At 72.6% G+C, this 17,117-nt stretch carries 17 protein-coding genes and 1 pseudogene; 15 read left to right on the top strand and 3 right to left on the bottom strand.

Annotated elements, in window-relative coordinates; genetic code table 11:
• The first annotated feature begins 19 nt into the window (after positions 1–19).
• Positions 20–1,063: a lactonase family protein gene (locus ACR5MH_RS14890; protein ID WP_431347904.1), complete on the top strand. Its 1,044-nt coding sequence runs from the start codon at positions 20–22 to the stop codon at positions 1,061–1,063.
• A gap of 110 nt (positions 1,064–1,173) precedes the next feature.
• Here ACR5MH_RS14890 and ACR5MH_RS14885 read toward each other — a convergent pair whose 3' ends face one another.
• Entirely contained in the window at positions 1,174–2,433 is a 1,260-nt protein-coding gene (locus ACR5MH_RS14885) for an MFS transporter (RefSeq protein ID WP_431347903.1), read from the bottom strand.
• Between the two features lie 110 nt (positions 2,434–2,543).
• Between ACR5MH_RS14885 and ACR5MH_RS14880 the strand changes: the two genes are divergently transcribed.
• Both ACR5MH_RS14880 and ACR5MH_RS14875 read left to right on the top strand, forming a co-directional pair.
• Positions 2,544–3,611, top strand: coding sequence for a LacI family DNA-binding transcriptional regulator (locus tag ACR5MH_RS14880; protein ID WP_431347902.1), 1,068 nt, complete (start codon positions 2,544–2,546; stop codon positions 3,609–3,611).
• A 160-nt stretch (positions 3,612–3,771) separates the two neighbouring features.
• Positions 3,772–4,979 (top strand): annotated as a pseudogene (locus ACR5MH_RS14875) (amidohydrolase).
• Positions 4,980–5,150: 171 nt separating this feature from the next.
• On the opposite strand, the gene ACR5MH_RS14870 reads toward ACR5MH_RS14875, so the two are convergent.
• Positions 5,151–6,485 (bottom strand): MATE family efflux transporter, encoded by a 1,335-nt coding sequence (locus tag ACR5MH_RS14870; protein WP_433861902.1) that lies wholly within the window; start codon positions 6,483–6,485, stop codon positions 5,151–5,153.
• A gap of 52 nt (positions 6,486–6,537) precedes the next feature.
• Between ACR5MH_RS14870 and ACR5MH_RS14865 the strand changes: the two genes are divergently transcribed.
• The 12 genes from ACR5MH_RS14865 to ACR5MH_RS14810 all read left to right on the top strand — a co-directional run bounded on the left by ACR5MH_RS14865 (position 6,538) and on the right by ACR5MH_RS14810 (position 16,905).
• Complete coding sequence (locus ACR5MH_RS14865; RefSeq protein ID WP_431347900.1) at positions 6,538–7,311, top strand: MBL fold metallo-hydrolase; 774 nt, start codon at positions 6,538–6,540, stop codon at positions 7,309–7,311.
• Positions 7,308–7,934 (top strand): hypothetical protein, encoded by a 627-nt coding sequence (locus ACR5MH_RS14860; protein WP_433861901.1) that lies wholly within the window; start codon positions 7,308–7,310, stop codon positions 7,932–7,934. Before ACR5MH_RS14865 ends, ACR5MH_RS14860 begins: the two co-directional genes overlap by 4 nt.
• Positions 7,931–8,686, top strand: a complete 756-nt coding sequence (locus tag ACR5MH_RS14855) for an HNH endonuclease family protein (RefSeq protein ID WP_431347898.1) — start codon at positions 7,931–7,933, stop codon at positions 8,684–8,686. The genes ACR5MH_RS14860 and ACR5MH_RS14855 overlap by 4 nt, the downstream gene beginning before the upstream one ends.
• 173 nt (positions 8,687–8,859) lie before the next feature.
• Positions 8,860–9,852, top strand: coding sequence for a hypothetical protein (locus tag ACR5MH_RS14850; RefSeq protein WP_431347897.1), 993 nt, complete (start codon positions 8,860–8,862; stop codon positions 9,850–9,852).
• An 81-nt stretch (positions 9,853–9,933) separates the two neighbouring features.
• Entirely contained in the window at positions 9,934–10,878 is a 945-nt protein-coding gene (locus tag ACR5MH_RS14845) for an ABC transporter ATP-binding protein (RefSeq protein WP_431347896.1), read from the top strand.
• Positions 10,875–12,314 (top strand): ABC transporter permease, encoded by a 1,440-nt coding sequence (locus ACR5MH_RS14840; RefSeq protein ID WP_433861900.1) that lies wholly within the window; start codon positions 10,875–10,877, stop codon positions 12,312–12,314. Before ACR5MH_RS14845 ends, ACR5MH_RS14840 begins: the two co-directional genes overlap by 4 nt.
• Positions 12,287–12,571 (top strand): hypothetical protein, encoded by a 285-nt coding sequence (locus ACR5MH_RS14835; RefSeq protein WP_433861899.1) that lies wholly within the window; start codon positions 12,287–12,289, stop codon positions 12,569–12,571. Before ACR5MH_RS14840 ends, ACR5MH_RS14835 begins: the two co-directional genes overlap by 28 nt.
• 8 nt (positions 12,572–12,579) lie before the next feature.
• Positions 12,580–13,053 carry a GbsR/MarR family transcriptional regulator gene (locus tag ACR5MH_RS14830; protein WP_431347894.1) on the top strand — a complete coding sequence of 158 codons (474 nt, stop codon included), beginning with the start codon at positions 12,580–12,582 and terminating at the stop codon, positions 13,051–13,053.
• 336 nt (positions 13,054–13,389) lie between these two features.
• Positions 13,390–13,845, top strand: coding sequence for a hypothetical protein (locus ACR5MH_RS14825; protein WP_433861898.1), 456 nt, complete (start codon positions 13,390–13,392; stop codon positions 13,843–13,845).
• Positions 13,846–13,878: 33 nt separating this feature from the next.
• Entirely contained in the window at positions 13,879–14,754 is an 876-nt protein-coding gene (locus ACR5MH_RS14820; RefSeq protein ID WP_433861897.1) for a hypothetical protein, read from the top strand.
• Entirely contained in the window at positions 14,640–15,833 is a 1,194-nt protein-coding gene (locus ACR5MH_RS14815; protein ID WP_433862656.1) for a M13 family metallopeptidase, read from the top strand. Before ACR5MH_RS14820 ends, ACR5MH_RS14815 begins: the two co-directional genes overlap by 115 nt.
• A gap of 157 nt (positions 15,834–15,990) precedes the next feature.
• Positions 15,991–16,905, top strand: coding sequence for a serine hydrolase (locus ACR5MH_RS14810; RefSeq protein ID WP_431347891.1), 915 nt, complete (start codon positions 15,991–15,993; stop codon positions 16,903–16,905).
• A gap of 6 nt (positions 16,906–16,911) precedes the next feature.
• Here the strand turns inward: ACR5MH_RS14810 and ACR5MH_RS14805 are convergent, their stop codons facing one another.
• On the bottom strand, positions 16,912–17,061 hold the full coding sequence (locus tag ACR5MH_RS14805; RefSeq protein ID WP_431347890.1) for a hypothetical protein: 150 nt from the start codon (positions 17,059–17,061) through the stop codon (positions 16,912–16,914).
• Positions 17,062–17,117: the final 56 nt, after the last annotated feature.

The following is a 17,117-nucleotide window of genomic DNA, read 5'->3' as shown; positions in this document are numbered from 1 at the left end:
GGGCTGGCAGGATGTGGGAATGGCCCACGACCTCCTGATCGGCACCTATACGCAGCGCCTCCCGCACGTCGACGGTCACGCCGAGGGGGTGCTCTCGGCGCGGTTCGACGGCACGGCGGTCGTGGACGTGGCCGTGGCGGCCGCGGTGCCCAACCCGTCGTGGGTGGCGGTGTCGGCCGACGGCTCGCACGTGTACGCCGTGGAGGAGACCGGTCCGGACGGCGGCGTCTCTGCGTTCGCGCGCCTCGCGGACGGCTCGCTGCGCCCGCTCGGCCGGGTGCCGAGCGGAGGCGACTCTCCCGCGCACCTGGCGCTGCATCCGTCCGGGCGGTTCCTGCTGACCGGCACCTATGTCGGCGGCACGGTCTCCGTCTTCGGGCTCGAGGACGGCGCCATCGGCGAGCGCACGGCCTTCGTCCAGCACGAAGGCCACGGCCCGGACCCGGCGCGGCAGGAGGCTCCGCACGTCCACCAGCTCTCGGTCGACCCGGTGACCGGGGAAGTGGTGGTGGTCGACCTCGGTCTCGGCGAGGTGCGCTGGTACGCGCTGTCCGAGTCGGGATCGTTGACGCTGCGGCCGGAGGCGACCGTCGCGGTGGGCGCTGCGGGTCCGCGGCACCTGGCGTTCCATCCGGACGGCCGGCACGCCCTCCTCGTGAACGAACTGGACAGCACCCTCGACGTGCTGCGGCGGGAGGGCGACCGGTTCGAGCGGGTGGCCTCGTCCGGGACGCGCGGGCCCTCGGCGGCGGGTTCGAATCTGACCGCGGCCGTGCGGGTGACCGCGGATGGCGGCACCGTGCTGGTCACGAACCGCGGCGATGACACGATCGGCGTGTTCGCGTTCGACGCCGAGGCCTCGGAGCTGGAACTGGTGGACGTCGTGCCCGTCGGCGGGCGCGCGCCGCGGGATCTGGTGATCTCCCCGGAGGGGGACCGGGTGCTGGCAGCGTGCCAGGACAGCGACGAGGTGAGCGTGTTCGCGTTCGACGCCGCGTCACGCGCCCTCCGCCGACTCGGCTCGTCCCCTGTGCCGACCCCCGTCTGCCTCGCGTTCGCCTGACCGCCCGCACCACGCACCCGGCACCCTGCACAGGGCCGAGTACCCAGATTCTCCGCCTAATCGGGCGTTTTCGCCTGATTTCGTGCGTACTCTCGGGTCGGGCGGCGGGGTCAGTCTTCGACGGGTGCCAGTGCTCGGGCGCGCCTCTGGGCGGCCGGGCGCACGGCCGGCGCGGCCAGGAACGACGCGATCAGCAGCACCAGGATGAGGTAGAGCGCGTTCAGCAGCCCGAACTCCTTGCCGAGGAAGCCGATCAGCGGAGGCCCGACCAGGAACGCGCAGTAGCCGATGATCGCCACCGCCGAGACGCGCGCGGCCGGGTTCTCCGCACCCTCCGACGCCGCCGACATGCCGAGCGGGAAGCCGAGCGAGACGCCGAAGCCCCAGAGCACGGTTCCGATCACGGCCACCCACAGCGGGCCGCCGAGGATGAACAGCAGGAGGCCCGCCACGCCCATCGCGGCCGTCACGCGGATCGCAGCGACGCGTCCGACGCGGTCGACGATCGGTCCGCCGAGCACGCGGCCGAGCGTCATCGCCGCGACGAAGAAGCCGAACACGATCGCGCCGGTGGAGTTCGACTGGCCGTGGCCGTCGACCGTCGCCAACGCGATCCAGTCGTTCGCCGAGCCTTCGCCGAACGCCATGCCGAGCATGACCACGCCGATGAGGATCAGTCGCCAGTCGCCCCAGACCGCCAGCGACGCGCGCAGCCGCTGACCGAACGGGATGCGCGGCTTCTCGGCCGTCTCGTCGCCGAGGTCGGCCTCCCGCGGGATGAAGCGGATGGCGACCAGTGCAACCACGACCAGCACCACGGCGATGAAGGAGAGGTGCCACACGACGCCGATGCGGAGGGCGGCGGCGGCCGCGCCCATCCCGGCTCCGAGCACCGTGCCCAGGCTGAAGAAGGCGTGCATGAGCGGCATCAGGGTCTTGCCGATCTCGCGCTCGACCGCTGTGCCTTCGACGTTCATCATCACGTCGACCATCCCGTTGCCGAAGCCGAGCAGGATGAGGCCGACCGCCACCATCGGCACGGCGTGGAACACCGTCGAGCCGAAGCCGATCGCCAGCGTGCCGATCGCCACGATCACGAGGGCCCCGACCATCCCCTTGTGCGGGCCGAAGCGCACGAGCACCAGCGATGACACCGACAGTCCGATGATCGCGCCGGCCGACATCCCGAGGATGAGGAGGCCGACCGAGGACGGGTCGCGCCCGAGGCCGAGGTCGTCGCGGACGCCCGGGATGCGGGCCACCCACGTCGCCATCGCGAGCCCGCTGAGGATGAAGATCACGAAGACCGCGTTGCGCCAGGTGCGCAGTTCGCGGCGGCTGCGGGTCGTCGTCGGGGTCGGCTGTGACATCGGTCGTCCTGGGAGGAGCGGGGCCGCGCGCGGCCGGCGGGTTCTGGTGGGGGAGCGGATTTCGCCACTCGAATCGTTTCGATCGAAACGATTCGACTAAGCTACCACACGTGAACGACAGCAGCACACCCCTCGCGGGCGCCCGGCCGACGCTGGCCGCCGTCGCCCGCCTGGCCGGTGTCTCCAACTCCACCGCCTCGCTCGCGTTCTCCGGCACGGGCCCCGTCTCGGACGCCACACGGGAGCGCGTCCTCGACGCCGCCAGGCAGCTCGACTACGCCGGGCCCGACCCGCGCGCCCGCTCACTGCGCCGCGGCAGGTCGGGGATCGTCGGCGTCGTGATGGAGGAGCGGGTCGGCGACGCGTTCCGCGACCCGATCAAGATCGCCCTGCTGGACGGCATCTCCGACGAGATCGCCGCCGTCGAGGCCGGCCTCCTCATCCTCACCGACGCGGGGGAGACCGCCCAGCGCATCGAGGACGCCCCGATGGACGCGGTGGTGCTGGTCGGCTGCAGCCCCCGCCTGGACGAGTCGGTGGCGATGCTGCGCCGGCGGGGCATCCCGCTCGTGGCGATCGAGGGCGACCCGGCCGACGACGTCCCCTCGGTCGGCCAGGACAACCGGGAGGCCACGCGCCTCGCCGCTCAGCACCTCCACGACCTCGGCCACCGAGACATCGCGATCGTCACCCTTCCGCTCCGGCGGGATCGCGCTCGCGGACCGCTGACGCCCGCGGTCGTGCGCGGCAGCAGCTCCACCACCGCCACCGAGCGCCTCGCGGGCGCCCGGGACGTGTTCCCCGATGCCGGCGGCTGGACGACCCGCGGCTCGTTCGTGGAGGAGGGCCGCATCGCCGGAACCGCGCTCCTCTCTGACCCGTCGCGCCGCCCGACCGCGGTCATCGCGCAGAGCGACCTGCTCGCCGCGGGCGTGATCCGCGCCGCGGAGGAGCTCGGCCTGCAGGTCCCGACCGATGTCAGCGTGGTCGGCTTCGACGGCGTCCGCGTCGACGGGCTGTGGCCGTACGACCTCACGACCCTCGTCCAGCCCGCGGTCGAGAAGGGCCGCGCCGCCGGCCGCGCGATCGTCGAGATGCTGGAGGGCAGGCCGGCGCACCCGATGTCGTTCACGAGCGAGTTCCACCGCGGCAACACGACGGCGGAGCCGCGGGCGTAGGTCCGGCGCGCTTCACCTCCGCCCTCCCTCGGACGCCAACGGAGGACTCCCGCCACTCCCACCCCCGAAACTCCTCCGTTCACTGCTTTCGGCCGGCGTGCCGCGACCGATCTCCTCCGCTACCGACGTCCCACCACCCGCCCCGCATAGGGTGGACCCCATGGACCTCGAAGCCCTCTACCGCGACCTCCACGCCCACCCCGAGCTCTCCTTCCAGGAGCACCGCACCGCCGGCATCGTCGCCGGGCACCTGTCCGCCCTCGGCCTGGAGGTGCACACCGGAATCGGCCGCACCGGCGTCGCCGGCGTGCTCCGCAACGGCGACGGCCCGACCGTGCTGCTGCGCGCGGACATGGACGGGCTGCCCGTCCGCGAGGAGACCGGGCTCCCGTGGGCGTCGACGCAGACCGCGCCCGGCGACGACGGCAACCCCGTGCCGGTCATGCACGCGTGCGGCCACGACATCCACATCACCTGCCTGCTCGGCGCCGTCGAGCGTCTCGCCGGGACGACGGACGACTGGTCGGGGACGCTCGTCGCCGTGTTCCAGCCGGCCGAGGAGCACGGCGGGGAGCGGACGTGATGGTCCAGGACGGCCTCTACGCGAAGGTCCCCGCGCCGGACGTCGTGCTCGGCCAGCACGTCACCCCGGCCCCGGCCGGCATGGTGGGCGCGCATCCCGGCGCCGCGATGGCCGCCGTCGACGCCTTCGAGGTGACCCTGCGCGGACGCGGCGGCCACGGCTCCCGCCCGGAGACGACCATCGACCCGGTCGTCATGGCGGCTTCCGCGGTCATGCGCCTGCAGACCGTCGTGGCGCGCGAGATCGCCCCGCAGGACACCGCGGTCGTCACCGTCGGCACCCTCCACGCCGGCACCAAGAACAACATCATCGCGCCGTCGGCGACGCTCGGGATCAGCGTCCGGAGCTTCGACGAGACGGTCCGCACGCGCGTGCTGGAGGGCGTCGACCGCATCCTCCGCGCCGAGCTGCAGGCCAGCGGCTCCCCGCACGAGCCGATCACGGAGTGGGGCGAGCGCTACCCCGTCACAGTGAACGACCTGGAGGCCACGGCCCGCGTGAACGCGGCGTTCGCGTCCGAATTCGGTGAGGAGGCCGTCCTCCAGCCGGGCGCACTGTCCGGAAGCGAGGACGTCGGCAATCTGGCGACTGCGGCGGGCGTCCCGCTCGTCTACTGGATGCTCGGCGGGGCCGACCCGGAGACTCTGCGGGCTGCGATGGAGGCGGGAACGGTGGACACGGACATCCCGTCGAACCACTCGCCGTTCTTCGCGCCGGTGGCGCAGCCGACGATCGATGTGGGTGTCCGCGCCCTCGTGACGGCCGCCCGCGAGTGGCTGGCCTGAGACGCGCCACGACATTCGTGCCGAATGTGGCGTTTACCGCCGCCTGAGCGGCGCTTCATGCCGGATGTCGTGACGCCTCCAGCGGCGACGGTCGTGACTTTCGGCACGAATGTGGCGTTTCGCACCGCGTGAGGCGCGATTCGGCACGAATGTGCGGACGGGACGCTGCCGCTACCGCTCGGCGCCGGGACGCATCCACGCGCGCCCGCGCGCCCGCAGGCCGAGCGTGACCGCCCGCGCACCCAGGTACCCGAACGCGAAGGCTGCCGTCAGCGCCGAGAGGCCGCCGACATCGGCCCAGCCCCACGTCACCACCGCGAGCGCGAGCGGCACGAACACCGCGACGTTCAGCACCCCCGTCAGCGCCAGATACCGCGCGTCCCCTGCGCCGATCAGCACACCGTCCAGCACGAACACGTAGCCGCCCAGCGGCGCGCTCACCCCGATGATGGCGAGCGCGGCCGGCAGCAGCGCCGCCACGGACGGGCTGCTCGTGAACAGCCCGGCCGCGACCGGGCTGAGCGCGACGGTCGCAGCCCCCAGGACCACGCCGGCGCCGAGCCCCCACTGCACGCACCGGCGCAGAACCTCCCGGACGTCGTCGAGCTCCCCGGCCCCGAGGCCTTTGCCGACCAGCGCCTGGGCCGCGATCGCGAGCGCGTCCAGCGCGAAGGCGAGCGTCGCGAACACGGTCATCGTCACCTGGAACGCCGCGAGCTCGTCCGGCCCCAGCCGCGTGGCGCAGAACACGGCCAGCATCATCGCCGCCCGGAGGCTCGCCGTGCGCAGGAACAGCCATCCACCGGCCCGCGCGGTCCTGCCGATCCCGGAATGGTGCGGCAGCAGCGGGGAGCCGACGCGTCGCGCGTGCCGGCCGACGATGACCGCGTACACCACGACCATCGCCCACTGCGCTACGACGGTGCCGAGCGCGGACCCGGCGATCCCGAGCCCGGCCAGGTAGATGAAGCAGAAGTTCAGCACGATGTTCGCCCCGAACCCCGCGACAGCGACCACGAGCGGCGTGCGCGTGTCCTGCAGGCCGCGCAGCAGCCCCGTCATCGCGAACACCAGCAGCATGGCCGGGAGCCCGAGCATCGAGATCGCGAGGTAGGTCTCCGCCTCGGACGCGACCTCCGCGGACGCGCCGAACAGCCCCACGAGCAGCGGGGAGGCCGCCCAGCCGGCCGCCGCGAGCACGATCCCCAGCGCCAGCCCCAGCCAGCTCCCGTCCACGCCGGCGGCGACCGCCCCCCGCTCGTCGCCCGCGCCGAGCCGCCGCGCGACGGCGGGAGTGGTCGAGTAGGCGAGGAAGACCATGAGCCCCACGATGGTCTGCAGCACGGCGCTCGCGATCCCGGGCCCCGCCAGCGGTGCGACGCCCAGATGCCCGACCATCGCCGAGTCGGCCAGCAGGAAGAGCGGCTCGGCCACGAGCGCGCCGAGTGCGGGGACGGCGAGACGCAGGATCTCGCGGTCGAGCGGGCGGCGGGGGAGGACGTTCACGGCGGGGACAACGCTATCGCGAGGGGGTGACAGGCCCCGCTACCATCACCTGATGCGCCTCACCATCCTCGGCACCGCATCCCACTACCCCACGCCGGCGTCCCCCTGCTCCGGCTACCTCCTCGAGCACGGCGCCGCCTCGGTCTGGATCGACGCCGGGCCCGGGACCCTCGCCGAGCTCCAGCGTCACCGCTCGCCCGCCGACCTCGACGCCGTCTGGATCTCGCACGCGCACGCCGACCATACGGCCGATCTGCTCCCGCTCTTCTACGCTCTCGCGTTCGGCGACCTCCCGGGCCGCCCACCGCTCCGGGTGGTCGGGCCGCCCGATCTGCGGGCCCGGCTCGTCGGGTTCCTCGGCGCCCGCGCCGCCGGCGACCTCGATCGCGTCTTCGCGTTCGAGTCGCTCGCCGATCGACGGGGCCGGCGCGTGAGCGACCTCGACCTCGCCTGGGAGGCCGTCGAGCACGACGTCCCCGCCTGGGCGCTCCGCGCGCGGGCCGATGACGCCTCCCTCCTCTTCACCGGTGACGCCGCGCCGTCCCGCGGTCTGACCGCGTTCGCGGCCCGGTGCGATCTGATGCTCGCCGAGGCCGGCGCGGACCGGCCGGACGGCAGCCACCTGACCCCGGAGGATGCCGGCGCCCTCGCCGCGGACGCGCGCGTCGGGCGTCTCCTGCTGACGCATCTCGCCCTCGGCCTCGACCCCGCCGAGGCGGTCGCGCGCGCCTCCACACGTTTCGACGGCCCCGTCGCGTCGGCGCATCCCGGCGACGTCGTGTCGGTCGGCCCGGTGTCGGTGGCTGTTCCTACAGTGGAGGGATGAGCCACCTGATGCCGGAACTGCTGTCGACCTGGTCCTGGCGTCTCGAGCGGGTCCGCAACGGGCGCACGGTCCTCACCAAGGGGCAGGCGGCGTCGGCGCGCACCGACCTCCTCCACGACCGGTCCGCGCATCCGGCCGACTACTCGGGCTATGAGGAGGAGTACAGCTCGGCCGTCGACGCGCTGGGCGTGCTCGCGCAACAGGCCAACCGCAGCGACGACCTGCTGGCGGTGCTCCGTTCCGAGCGGCGGCCGTCGGACGCCCCGGCGCGTGAACGCTACGCCACCGCCCCCGACACCGCTGGGGTCCGGCGCGACTCCCTCGCCGCCGAGCACGATCGCGTCCCGGCGGGCCTCCCGGAGGCTCTGGACCAGTGGGTGCACCGGCTCATCCGGTACCGCAGCGGCGCCAAGGTGATCGCCCCGATCGAGGCCGCGCGTGCCGAGATCCGCCTGCGCAACGAGGCCGACCTCAACCCGGGCGCGTACCGCAACGCGACCGCAGCGCCCTACTTCGGGAGGGTGATGCGGGAGCTCGGCGAGATCGCGACAGCGCAGCGCCCGGGAGTCCACCTCTCACGGCGCGGCCTCCACCGCGGGCTCGTCGACGACTCGTTCCTGTGAGCCGGACGTCCGTGCGGCGCCGTCGTCCGGCGTCGTGGCCGGTCGCTGCGGTCGCGCTGCTGCTCGCCCTCGCCGGAGCGGGAGGCTACGCTGCGCTGAACGGCGGACGCGCACCGTCCGCGCCGGGTACGGACGCCTCGTCCGGCGCGATTTCGACCCTCGCCTCGCCGCCCGGCGCGCGGTCGGCGGCCGGCCTGCTCGATGCGGCCGGTGCCCGCGCCGCGCTCGCGCAGCTCCCGGTGAAGGGCCGTGCCCCGGCGACCGGGTACGACCGCGTTGCGCGCTTCGGTGAGGCCTGGCTCGACGTCGACAAGAACGGCTGCGACACCCGGGACGACATCCTCGCCCGCGACCTCGCCGCAGTCAGCCGGCGCGCGGACTGCGCGGTCCTCACCGGCACCCTGAGCGACCCGTACACCGGCCGCAGCATCGCGTTCGCCCGCGGGGTGCAGACGTCCGCTCTCGTCCAGATCGACCACGTCGTGGCGCTGCTCGACGCGTGGCAGACCGGCGCCCAGGGCTTGAGCCAGGAGGCGCGCGTCCAACTCGCGAACGACCCGCTCGAGCTGCTGGCGGTGGACGGGGCGACGAACCAGGCGAAAGGTGCGGGAGACGCGGCGACCTGGCTGCCGCCGAACCGCGGATTCCGATGCGAGTACGCGGCCCGCCAGGTCGCCGTGAAGGCCAAGTACGGACTGTGGGTGACGGCCGCGGAGGGTGCGGCGCTGAAAGGGATCCTGGCCGGGTGCTGACAGCCCTCCGCGCCAGGCGGGTGGCTGGTCCGGCCCTTCCGCCGATCGCCTGCCGAGCGCCGCGCCGCCGTCGCGTCGACGGCGTCTCGGGCCGCGACCGGCCGCTACGATCAACGCATGCAGCAGCCAGAGCGCATGATCCCCCGCCGGTCCGGCGTCACCGCGGTGCGCCGGTGACGCCCGCCGAGGCGGCCGGCCTGCTCGGACTCCCCGAGAACGCGACCGAGGCTCAGATCACCGAGGCGTACGCTGCGCATGTCGCGACCGTCCCGGAGAGCGATGTCACCGCGGTCGACGCGCTCGCGCGGGCGCGGGACGCTCTGCTCGCCGGGGTCCGTTGGCAGCCGCCGCAGAGCACCGGTGCGCCGCAGGGCTGGGGGACTCCGCAGAGCGGGACGACACCGATCGGGCTGGCGCCGCAGCCGGGATATCCACCCCGCCTGCCCGCCGCACCGTACGGCGCGACTCCCCAGCAGCCCGCTTACCCGACACCCCAGCCGCCCGCCGCACCGTACGGCGCAGCTCCCCACCGGCCCGCTTCACCGACACCCCAGCCGCCCGCCGCACCGTACGGCGCGACGCCGCCGCAGCCCGTCTACCCGTACCTGGCCTCCCTCCCGGCCGCCGGCGTTCCGGCCGCCGGCGTTCCGGGACCCGGCGGCCCCCAGCAACCGCCGTACCCCGGTTATCCCCACCCCTCCGCCTACCCCGCCCGGCCTCGCAGACCTCTCTCCAACGGCGCCATCATCGGCATCGCCCTCGGCGGCACCGCCGTGCTCCTCGTCGTCCTGCTCGTGGCGGTCATCGCCCTCGCCGGCGGCGCCCGAAGCGGTCTCGCGAACAGCGCCTCCCGGCACGGTTCCGCCGCTGCGCCGTCCACCGCCCCGTCGAGCGGCGACCCCTCGGCGGCCGACCAGAGCTACGTCATCGACGGCGTGACGATCCAGCCCGAGCAGGGCTGGACCTTCCTGTTGACCTCTCCGCGCGACTGTCCCGGCGCCGAGGTGATCGTCGGGTTCGCGGACACCGTCGACGGCGACTCGATCGATCAGCACACCGAAACCGTGCCCCTGAAGGCAGGCGTCCCGTACACCTACACGGTCCCCGACACCGCCTCCACGCATCAGTACGCCGGCATCGACGACCTGCAGTGCATCCCGACCTGATGCGCATCGCGCCGGCGCCGTCGACGTAAGGATTCCGTAAAAGTTTTCACAAATTACTGAATTAAGCGTAGAGTCACGCCCATGACCACAGTGATTGAGGCCTCGGGCCTCGAGAAGCGATTCGGCCGGGTCCGGGCACTCGACGGACTCGACCTCACCGTCACCGAGGGTGAGGTCCACGGATTCCTCGGGCCGAACGGCGCAGGCAAGTCGACCACCATCCGCGTCCTCCTGGGCCTCGCGCGCTCCAACGGCGGCACCGCCCGTGTCTTCGGCGACGACCCCTGGCGGGACGCCGTCACCCTGCACCGCCGCATCGCCTACGTTCCCGGCGACGTCAGCCTCTGGCCGAACCTGTCGGGCGGCGAGGCCATCGACCTCCTCGCCCGGCTCCGCGGAGGCACCGCCGACAAGGCGGTCTACGCCGAGCGCAAGAAGCGTCTGATCGACGTGTTCCAGCTCGACCCGACCAAGAAGGGGCGCGCCTACTCCAAAGGCAACCGGCAGAAGGTCGCGCTCGTCGCCGCCTTCGCGACCCCGGCAGACCTGTACATCCTCGACGAGCCGACCAGCGGGCTCGACCCGCTGATGGAGGCCACCTTCAACGCCGAGATCGCCCGGATCGCCCGGGACGGCGCGACCGTCCTGCTGTCCAGCCACATCCTCTCCGAGGTGGAGCAGCTCTGCGACCGGGTCAGCATCATCCGCGAGGGCAAGACCGTCGAGTCCGGGACCCTGGATGAGCTCCGCCACCTGACCCGCACCGAGATATCGTTCGCGGCCGACGGGATGACGGACGAGCAGCTCGCCCGCATCCCCGACGCCCACGACCTGCGCACCGACAACGGTCGCGTGAAGTTCACCGCCGACAGCGACGGCCTCGCGCCCGTCCTCGCGGCGCTCGCCGACCTGAACGCGAAGAGCCTGACCGTCGCTCCGCCGTCGCTGGAGGAGCTCTTCCTCCGCCACTACGGCGACGAACTCGCCGGCGTCACCGAGCTGGAGGCGGAGGCGAAGGGGCGATGAGCACCACGACCACCGACCGCCCGGCCGCACGCGCCGGGCACACCGCCGTCCCCGAACGCGGACGCGTGGCGACCCTCGGCGTCCTGCTCAGGCAGCGCCTGCGGCGCGACCGCTGGCAGCTCCTCATCTGGATCCTCTGCATCGCGTTCCTCGCCCTGTTCTCCGCGGCGAGCATCGACTCGACGTACGGGTCGGCGACCGGCCGAACGGAGCTGATCCGGCTCGCGATCGCGAACCCGACGGTCCTCGTCCTCCGCGGGCTCCCGCAGGGCACCGGCCTGGCGGCGGTCACGTTCTTCGAGATCTATACGTTCCTCGCGTTGCTCGCCGGCCTGATGAACACGTTCCTCGCCGTGCGACACTCCCGTGCGGAGGAGGAGTCCGGCCGCGCCGAGCTCGTCGGCTCCACCCCTGCCGCTCGGCTCACGCCGACCGTCGCGACGGTCGTCCACGGCGTCCTCGCGAACATCGTGCTCGCGTTGGCCACCGGGGTCGGCTTCACGGCGGCCGGCCTCCCGGCGTACGGCTCGCTCGTCGCGGGAGCAGCGGTCGGCGGGGCCGGTGTCGCCTTCCTGGCCGTCGGCCTCCTGCTCGCCCAGGTGATGAGCACCTCGCGCGGCGCGAACGGCTACGCCGCCGCCATCGTCGTGCTCGCCTGGGTGCTGCGCGGCGTCGGCGACGCGATCGGGACGGTCACGGGCGCCGGCACGACGATGGTCTCCGGCTGGCCGACCTGGCTCAGCCCGATCGGCTGGGGCGAGCAGTTCTCGCCGTATGTGCGGAACGACTGGACGCCGCTGCTCCTGCAGCTCGGCTTCGCCGCCGTTCTGATCGCGGCGGTGTTCGGCCTCCAGGCCGTGCGCGACTCGGGTTCCGGGATCGTCCCGGAGCGCGCCGGCCGGCGGAACGCCCTCCCGACGCTGAACGGCCCGCTCGGCCTGGCCTGGCGCCTGCAGTGGCCGACCATCCTCGGCTGGGCGATCGGCGGCCTCCTCACCGGTGTTCTCGCGGGCGCGCTCGGCAGCGTGGTGAGCTCGTCCATCGCGAACGACCCCAGTCTGGGCAACATCCGGGACGCCGTCGGGCACCTGGGCGCCGGCGGCTCCGGCCCGATGACGGCGCTGTTCCTGTCCGCGATCATGTCGATCGTCGGCGTGCTGGCCGCGGCGTGCGCGGTGCAGGCGGTCATCCGGCTGCGCCAGGAGGAGGTCGGAGGCTCGGCCGAGGTCATGATGGCGACCCCGGTCTCCCGGGTGCGCTGGCTGCTCGACTTCGTGCTGGTCGGACTGATCGCGATCGTGCTGGTGCTGCTGGCGGCGGCGCTCGCCGCGGGCCTGTCGGCGACGGCGGCGGGGAGAAAGCGTCAACTTTCAACGACGCGTTCGCCGCCGCAGCCGCGCAGTTCCCTGTGGCGCTGGTCTACCTCGGCGTACTGACGCTGGTCTTCGTGCTGCTGCCGGGCTGGACCGCTCCGGTCGGTTGGGCCGCGCTCGGCGCCGGCGCCTTCATCGGCATCTTCGGCGCCCTGATCAAGCTCCCGGACTGGCTGCGCCACGTCTCCCCGTTCGCCGACGCCCCCGTCGTCGTCGGGAAGGTCGATTGGACCGGTGGATACTGGATGTTCGGCATCGCGGTCGTCGCGCTCGCCGCCGCCGCGGCCCTGATCCGCCGCCGGGACTTCGCGATCGGGTAGGGACGGGTATGGCCAGGGACGAACGGGCTCTGACGGAGATGATGGAGCACTCCGCGGCGGTGCTGACCGCTGCGGGGTTCCCGAAGATGCCCGCGCGCGTGCTGATGGCGCTCACGGTCACGGACTCGGCAGGACTCACGGCCGCGCAGCTCGCCGAACGGCTGGACGTGAGCCCGGCCGCGATCTCCGGAGCGGTCCGCTACCTCCAGACCCTCGGGATCGTGCGGCGCCTGTCGCAGAACGGCAGCCGCCGCGACCTCTACCAGATGCCGGCGGACTGGTACGCCCTGATGGTCCGCAACAGCCCCATCTACGGCGTCCTCGCCGACCAGGCGGAAGCGGGCCTCGCCGCCGTCGACGACCCCGACGACCCGGCGACCGAGCGCCTGCGCGACATGGCCGGCTTCTACCGGTTCATGCAGGCCAGGCTGCCGGACATGCTGAACGAGTGGGAGCAGATCCGGGCGTCGCGGGACGCGTGAGGGGGCACCCGTTCCGTGCCCGAAGTCGTGAGGACGATCTCCACCTCCCGACTTGCGAAGGCATAAATATCACACTAGTGTCTGACGTGCGTCCCTGCGGACGTCACGCCGCCCTGGCTAGGGGGAGGCGGCGTGGCCGGTTGCCGAATGGGTCTCACACTGGCCGGCCCGGGCGTTGCGAGGGCGGAAAAGGGGGCTCTGCGCGAGCGCGGGTCACGGCCGAGCGGCTTCGGGAGACCGCTGCCGCACCGTGGATCCGTTCGGCGACCGGCGTGCCTCGCTCGCCGGCTGTGAACATCTGAAATGCTAAAGCTCGGACTCACCAGGGGGATCGACATGCGTTTCACCACTCCGGCCCAGAAGGCGCTGGTGGTCGCGGTGCTGCTCGCGGTCAACGTCGCGCTCGCGCTGCTCTTCGACGCGCTGCACTCGGAGCCGGCCTCCATCGTGCTGACGATGCTGCAGGTCGCCGGGTGGTACATCGTCTCCCGGATGTTCCGCGGGCCGGGGGAGTCCCTGCGCGCGGCGCGCCCCTGGTGGCGGATGACGAACCGGCCGCTCCTGTCCGGGGTCCTCGGGATCGGCTACGCCCTCCTCGCCGTGGTGAACATCGGCTTCTCCCTCGGCGGCTTCGGCAGCGTCTCCGGGACGGTCTCGATCCTCGCCGAGCTGGTCCTGGCCGCGCTCTTCCTGAACTCGTACGCCTGCCTCCGTCCCCGCCGCACCACGACCGTGCAGGCGCCGGCCCGGCAGCATTCCCGCCCGTCCGTCTCCGGCGGCGCGCGCACCTGACAGGCGGGGCGCCCGCGCCGTAGGCTGGGGCGCATGACGCTCTCCTCCGGCATCGCCACCGACGAACTCGATCCCTCGATCCGCCCGCAGGACGACCTGTTCCGGCACGTGAACGGCGCCTGGATCAGCCGGACCGAGATCCCGTCCGACAAGGCCCGCTGGGGCTCCTTCATGGAACTCGCGGAGAAGTCGGAGGCAGCCGTCCGGGAGATCGTGGAGGCCGCGCAGTCGGCTCCGGAGGGGACCGAGGAGCGCACGTTCGGCGACCTCTACACGAGCTTCCTCGACGAGGATCGCGTCGACGCGCTCGGCGTCCGGCCGATCGAGGCGCAGCTCGCCATCGCCGACGATGTCGCCACCATCCCGGAGTTCCTGAAGACCCTCGGCGAGCTGGAGCGGCACGGCGTCGGCGGCATCTACCAGCTCTTCGTCGACAACGACCCGGGCGACCCCAGCCGTTACCTCGTCTTCGCCGAGCAGGCCGGCATCTCTCTGCCCGACGAGTCCTACTTCCGGGAGGAGCGGTTCGCGCCGATCCGGGAGGCCTTCGCCGCGCACGTGCAGCGGATGTTCGAGCTGGCCGGCTTCCAGGACGCCCCCGAGCGCGCGCAGCGCGTCTACGACCTCGAGGTGGAGATCGCCGCCCAGCACTGGGACAACGTGACCTCCCGCGACTCGGAGAAGACCTACAACCTGTTCTCGTGGGCCGACGCCACGGCGCTGTTCGGCTCGGCGGGCCTGGACGACTGGGCCGCCGGCCTCGGGGCCCCGCAGGGGCGCTCACCGAGATCGTCCTGCGCCAGCCGTCGTTCACCTCCGGCGTCGCCGGGCTCCTCGTCGAGGAGAAGCTGCAGTCCTGGAAGGACTGGCTGGCCTGGCAGATCATCCACGACTCCGCCCCGTACCTGACCGGCGACTTCGTCGACGCGAACTTCGACTTCTACGGCCGTACCCTCACCGGCACGCCGGAGATGCGCGCCCGCTGGAAGCGCGGCGTCTCGCTGGTGGAGGGCGTGATGGGGGAGGCCGTCGGGAAGATCTACGTGGAGCGGCACTTCCCGCCCTCGGCCAAGCAGGCGATGGACGCGCTGGTCGCCAACCTGATCGAGGCGTACCGGCAGAGCATCCAGACGCTCGAGTGGATGGGCGAGGATACCCGCGAGCGCGCGCTGGACAAGCTCGGCAAGTTCACGCCCAAGATCGGCTACCCGGTCAAGTGGCGCGACTACTCCGCGCTTGTGATCGACCCGACGGACCTCGTCGGCAACGTGCGCGCCGCCGCGCTGTTCGAGTTCAACCGCGAGCTGAACAAGATCGGCAAGCCGATCGACCGTGACGAGTGGTTCATGACCCCGCAGACGATCAACGCTTACTACAACCCCGGCTTCAACGAGATCGTCTTCCCCGCGGCGATCCTGCAGTACCCGTTCTTCGACGAGGGCCGCGACGCCGCCGCCAACTACGGCGCGATCGGCGCGGTGATCGGCCATGAGATCGGCCACGGCTTCGACGACCAGGGCTCCAAGTTCGACGGCGACGGCAAGCTCGACGACTGGTGGACCGCTGCCGACCGTGCCGCGTTCGAGAAGCGCACCGGCAGCCTCATCGCCCAGTACGACGCCCTCGCGCCGGCGCAGGTGCCCGACCACCACGTCAACGGTGCCCTCACCATCGGCGAGAACATCGGCGACCTCGGCGGTCTGGGCATCGCCTGGAAGGCCTACCTCCTCTCGCTCGGCGGCGAGGAGCCGCCGGTCGTCGACGGCCTCAGCGGCGCTGAGCGCTTCTTCCTGTCGTGGGCGCAGGCCTGGCAGCAGAAGGGCCGCGACGAGGAGGTCATCCGCCTGCTGGCGATCGACCCGCACTCGCCGAACGAGTTCCGCTGCAACCAGATCGTCCGCAACATCGACGCCTTCTACGACACCTTCGGGGTCACCGACGGCGACGCGCTGTGGCTCGAGCCGGAGGAGCGCGTGACCATCTGGTGAAGCGCCGGCGACCGCGCGAGAGGGATCGCCCCACCACCCTCCGGGCGGGGTAACATCGTCCCTATCGCGCCGAGGGTTCCGCCCTCGCCGCGACGCGGTTCGGGGGACCGCGGCATTGCCCGATGCCCCCGACTCGGAAGAAAGACGCACCGCGACCGTGACGATCCAGACCCCGGAGACCGACCACCGCCGCCGGCACGCGAGTGCACGCCGTGGCCGGCACCGCGGGTCCGTGCCCGCCGCCCCCGAAGTCTTCAGCCGCGGCTTCGAAGCGCTCGGCCGGCTGGCCGTGCAGGGCGTGCAGGTCTCGGCGCGCGCGACGGACCTGTCCACGGGCGAGGTGCTCTTCTCGGTCGACGACCACGTGGTGATGCCGACGGCGAGCATCGGCAAAGTGCTGCTGCTGGTGGAGGTCGCCGCGCGCCTCCAGTCGCACCAGCTCAGCCCGCTCGCCCAGCTCGACCGCGCGCCGCAGGACATCGCGGGTGAGTCCGGAATCTGGCAGCACCTCCAGGTCCCCGCCCTGCCGGTCGCGGACCTGGCCGCGCTCGTGGGTGCGACGAGCGACAACCTCGCGACCAACGTCCTCCTGCGCCGTGTCGGCCTGGAGGCCGTGAGCGCCCGCACGGAGTCCCTCGGCCTCACGCGCACCGCCCTCCTCGACCTGGTCCGCGACCACCGCGGCCCGGACGACGCCCCGCAGCTCTCGGTCGGCAGCGCCAACGAGCTCACCTGGCTGTTCTCGGCGCTGGCCCGCGGGGAGGTCGTGGACGCGGCGACCAGCCGCCAGGTCATCTCCTGGCTGTCCCTGAACAGCGACTTCTCCCTGGTGTCGAGCGCGTTCGGCCTCGACCCGCACTCCCACCGCCACCCCGAGCACGGCATCCTGCTGGTCAACAAGACGGGCACCGACGCGGGAGTCCGCAGCGAGGTCGGCGTGCTGCGCGGGCCGCGCGCGGGGGTGACCTACGCGGTGTCGACGTACTTCGACGACACGGCGCTGCCGGCGCGGCTGGCGGTCATCGACGGGATGCGGACGGTGGGGCTGGATCTGCTGGAGTACGTGTTCTGAGACGGGTCACCGCGCCGCGATGAACGCATCCTCCGCCTCGTAGTCGAACCACCGGTCCGCCTGCGCACGCTGTGCCAGCGTCGGGAACGCCTGCTCCCAGTCCTCGCCGCGACGCTCGGCAGCGCGTACCTCCCGCACGGCCCAGTCGACCGTCATGGCGCAACCGTACGCCGGAGCGGACCGTGGCTGCAGGACCGGAGTCTGCCGTCAGC

Origin of the sequence: Streptomyces sp. L7 (assembly GCF_050990935.1) — a bacterium.
In the GTDB taxonomy this organism is placed as follows: Bacteria; Actinomycetota; Actinomycetes; order Actinomycetales; family Microbacteriaceae; genus Leifsonia.
The sequence above is the reverse complement of the archived record's forward strand: the minus strand, read 5'-3'. Positions and strand labels throughout refer to the sequence as shown.

Excerpts from the sequence above, each read along its gene's own strand:
- ACR5MH_RS14885 (WP_431347903.1), bottom strand. The coding sequence starts at position 2,433 with ATGTCACAGCCGACCCCGACGACGACCCGCAGCCGCCGCGAACTGCGC.
- ACR5MH_RS14805 (WP_431347890.1), bottom strand. The coding sequence starts at position 17,061 with ATGACGGTCGACTGGGCCGTGCGGGAGGTACGCGCTGCCGAGCGTCGC.
- ACR5MH_RS14830 (WP_431347894.1), top strand. The coding sequence starts at position 12,580 with ATGGCCAGGGACGAACGGGCTCTGACGGAGATGATGGAGCACTCCGCG.
- ACR5MH_RS14825 (WP_433861898.1), top strand. The coding sequence starts at position 13,390 with ATGCGTTTCACCACTCCGGCCCAGAAGGCGCTGGTGGTCGCGGTGCTG.
- ACR5MH_RS14865 (WP_431347900.1), top strand. The coding sequence starts at position 6,538 with ATGCGCCTCACCATCCTCGGCACCGCATCCCACTACCCCACGCCGGCG.
- ACR5MH_RS14860 (WP_433861901.1), top strand. The coding sequence starts at position 7,308 with ATGAGCCACCTGATGCCGGAACTGCTGTCGACCTGGTCCTGGCGTCTC.
- ACR5MH_RS14840 (WP_433861900.1), top strand. The coding sequence starts at position 10,875 with ATGAGCACCACGACCACCGACCGCCCGGCCGCACGCGCCGGGCACACC.
- ACR5MH_RS14845 (WP_431347896.1), top strand. The coding sequence starts at position 9,934 with ATGACCACAGTGATTGAGGCCTCGGGCCTCGAGAAGCGATTCGGCCGG.
- ACR5MH_RS14890 (WP_431347904.1), top strand. The coding sequence starts at position 20 with ATGGCCCACGACCTCCTGATCGGCACCTATACGCAGCGCCTCCCGCAC.
- ACR5MH_RS14820 (WP_433861897.1), top strand. The coding sequence starts at position 13,879 with ATGACGCTCTCCTCCGGCATCGCCACCGACGAACTCGATCCCTCGATC.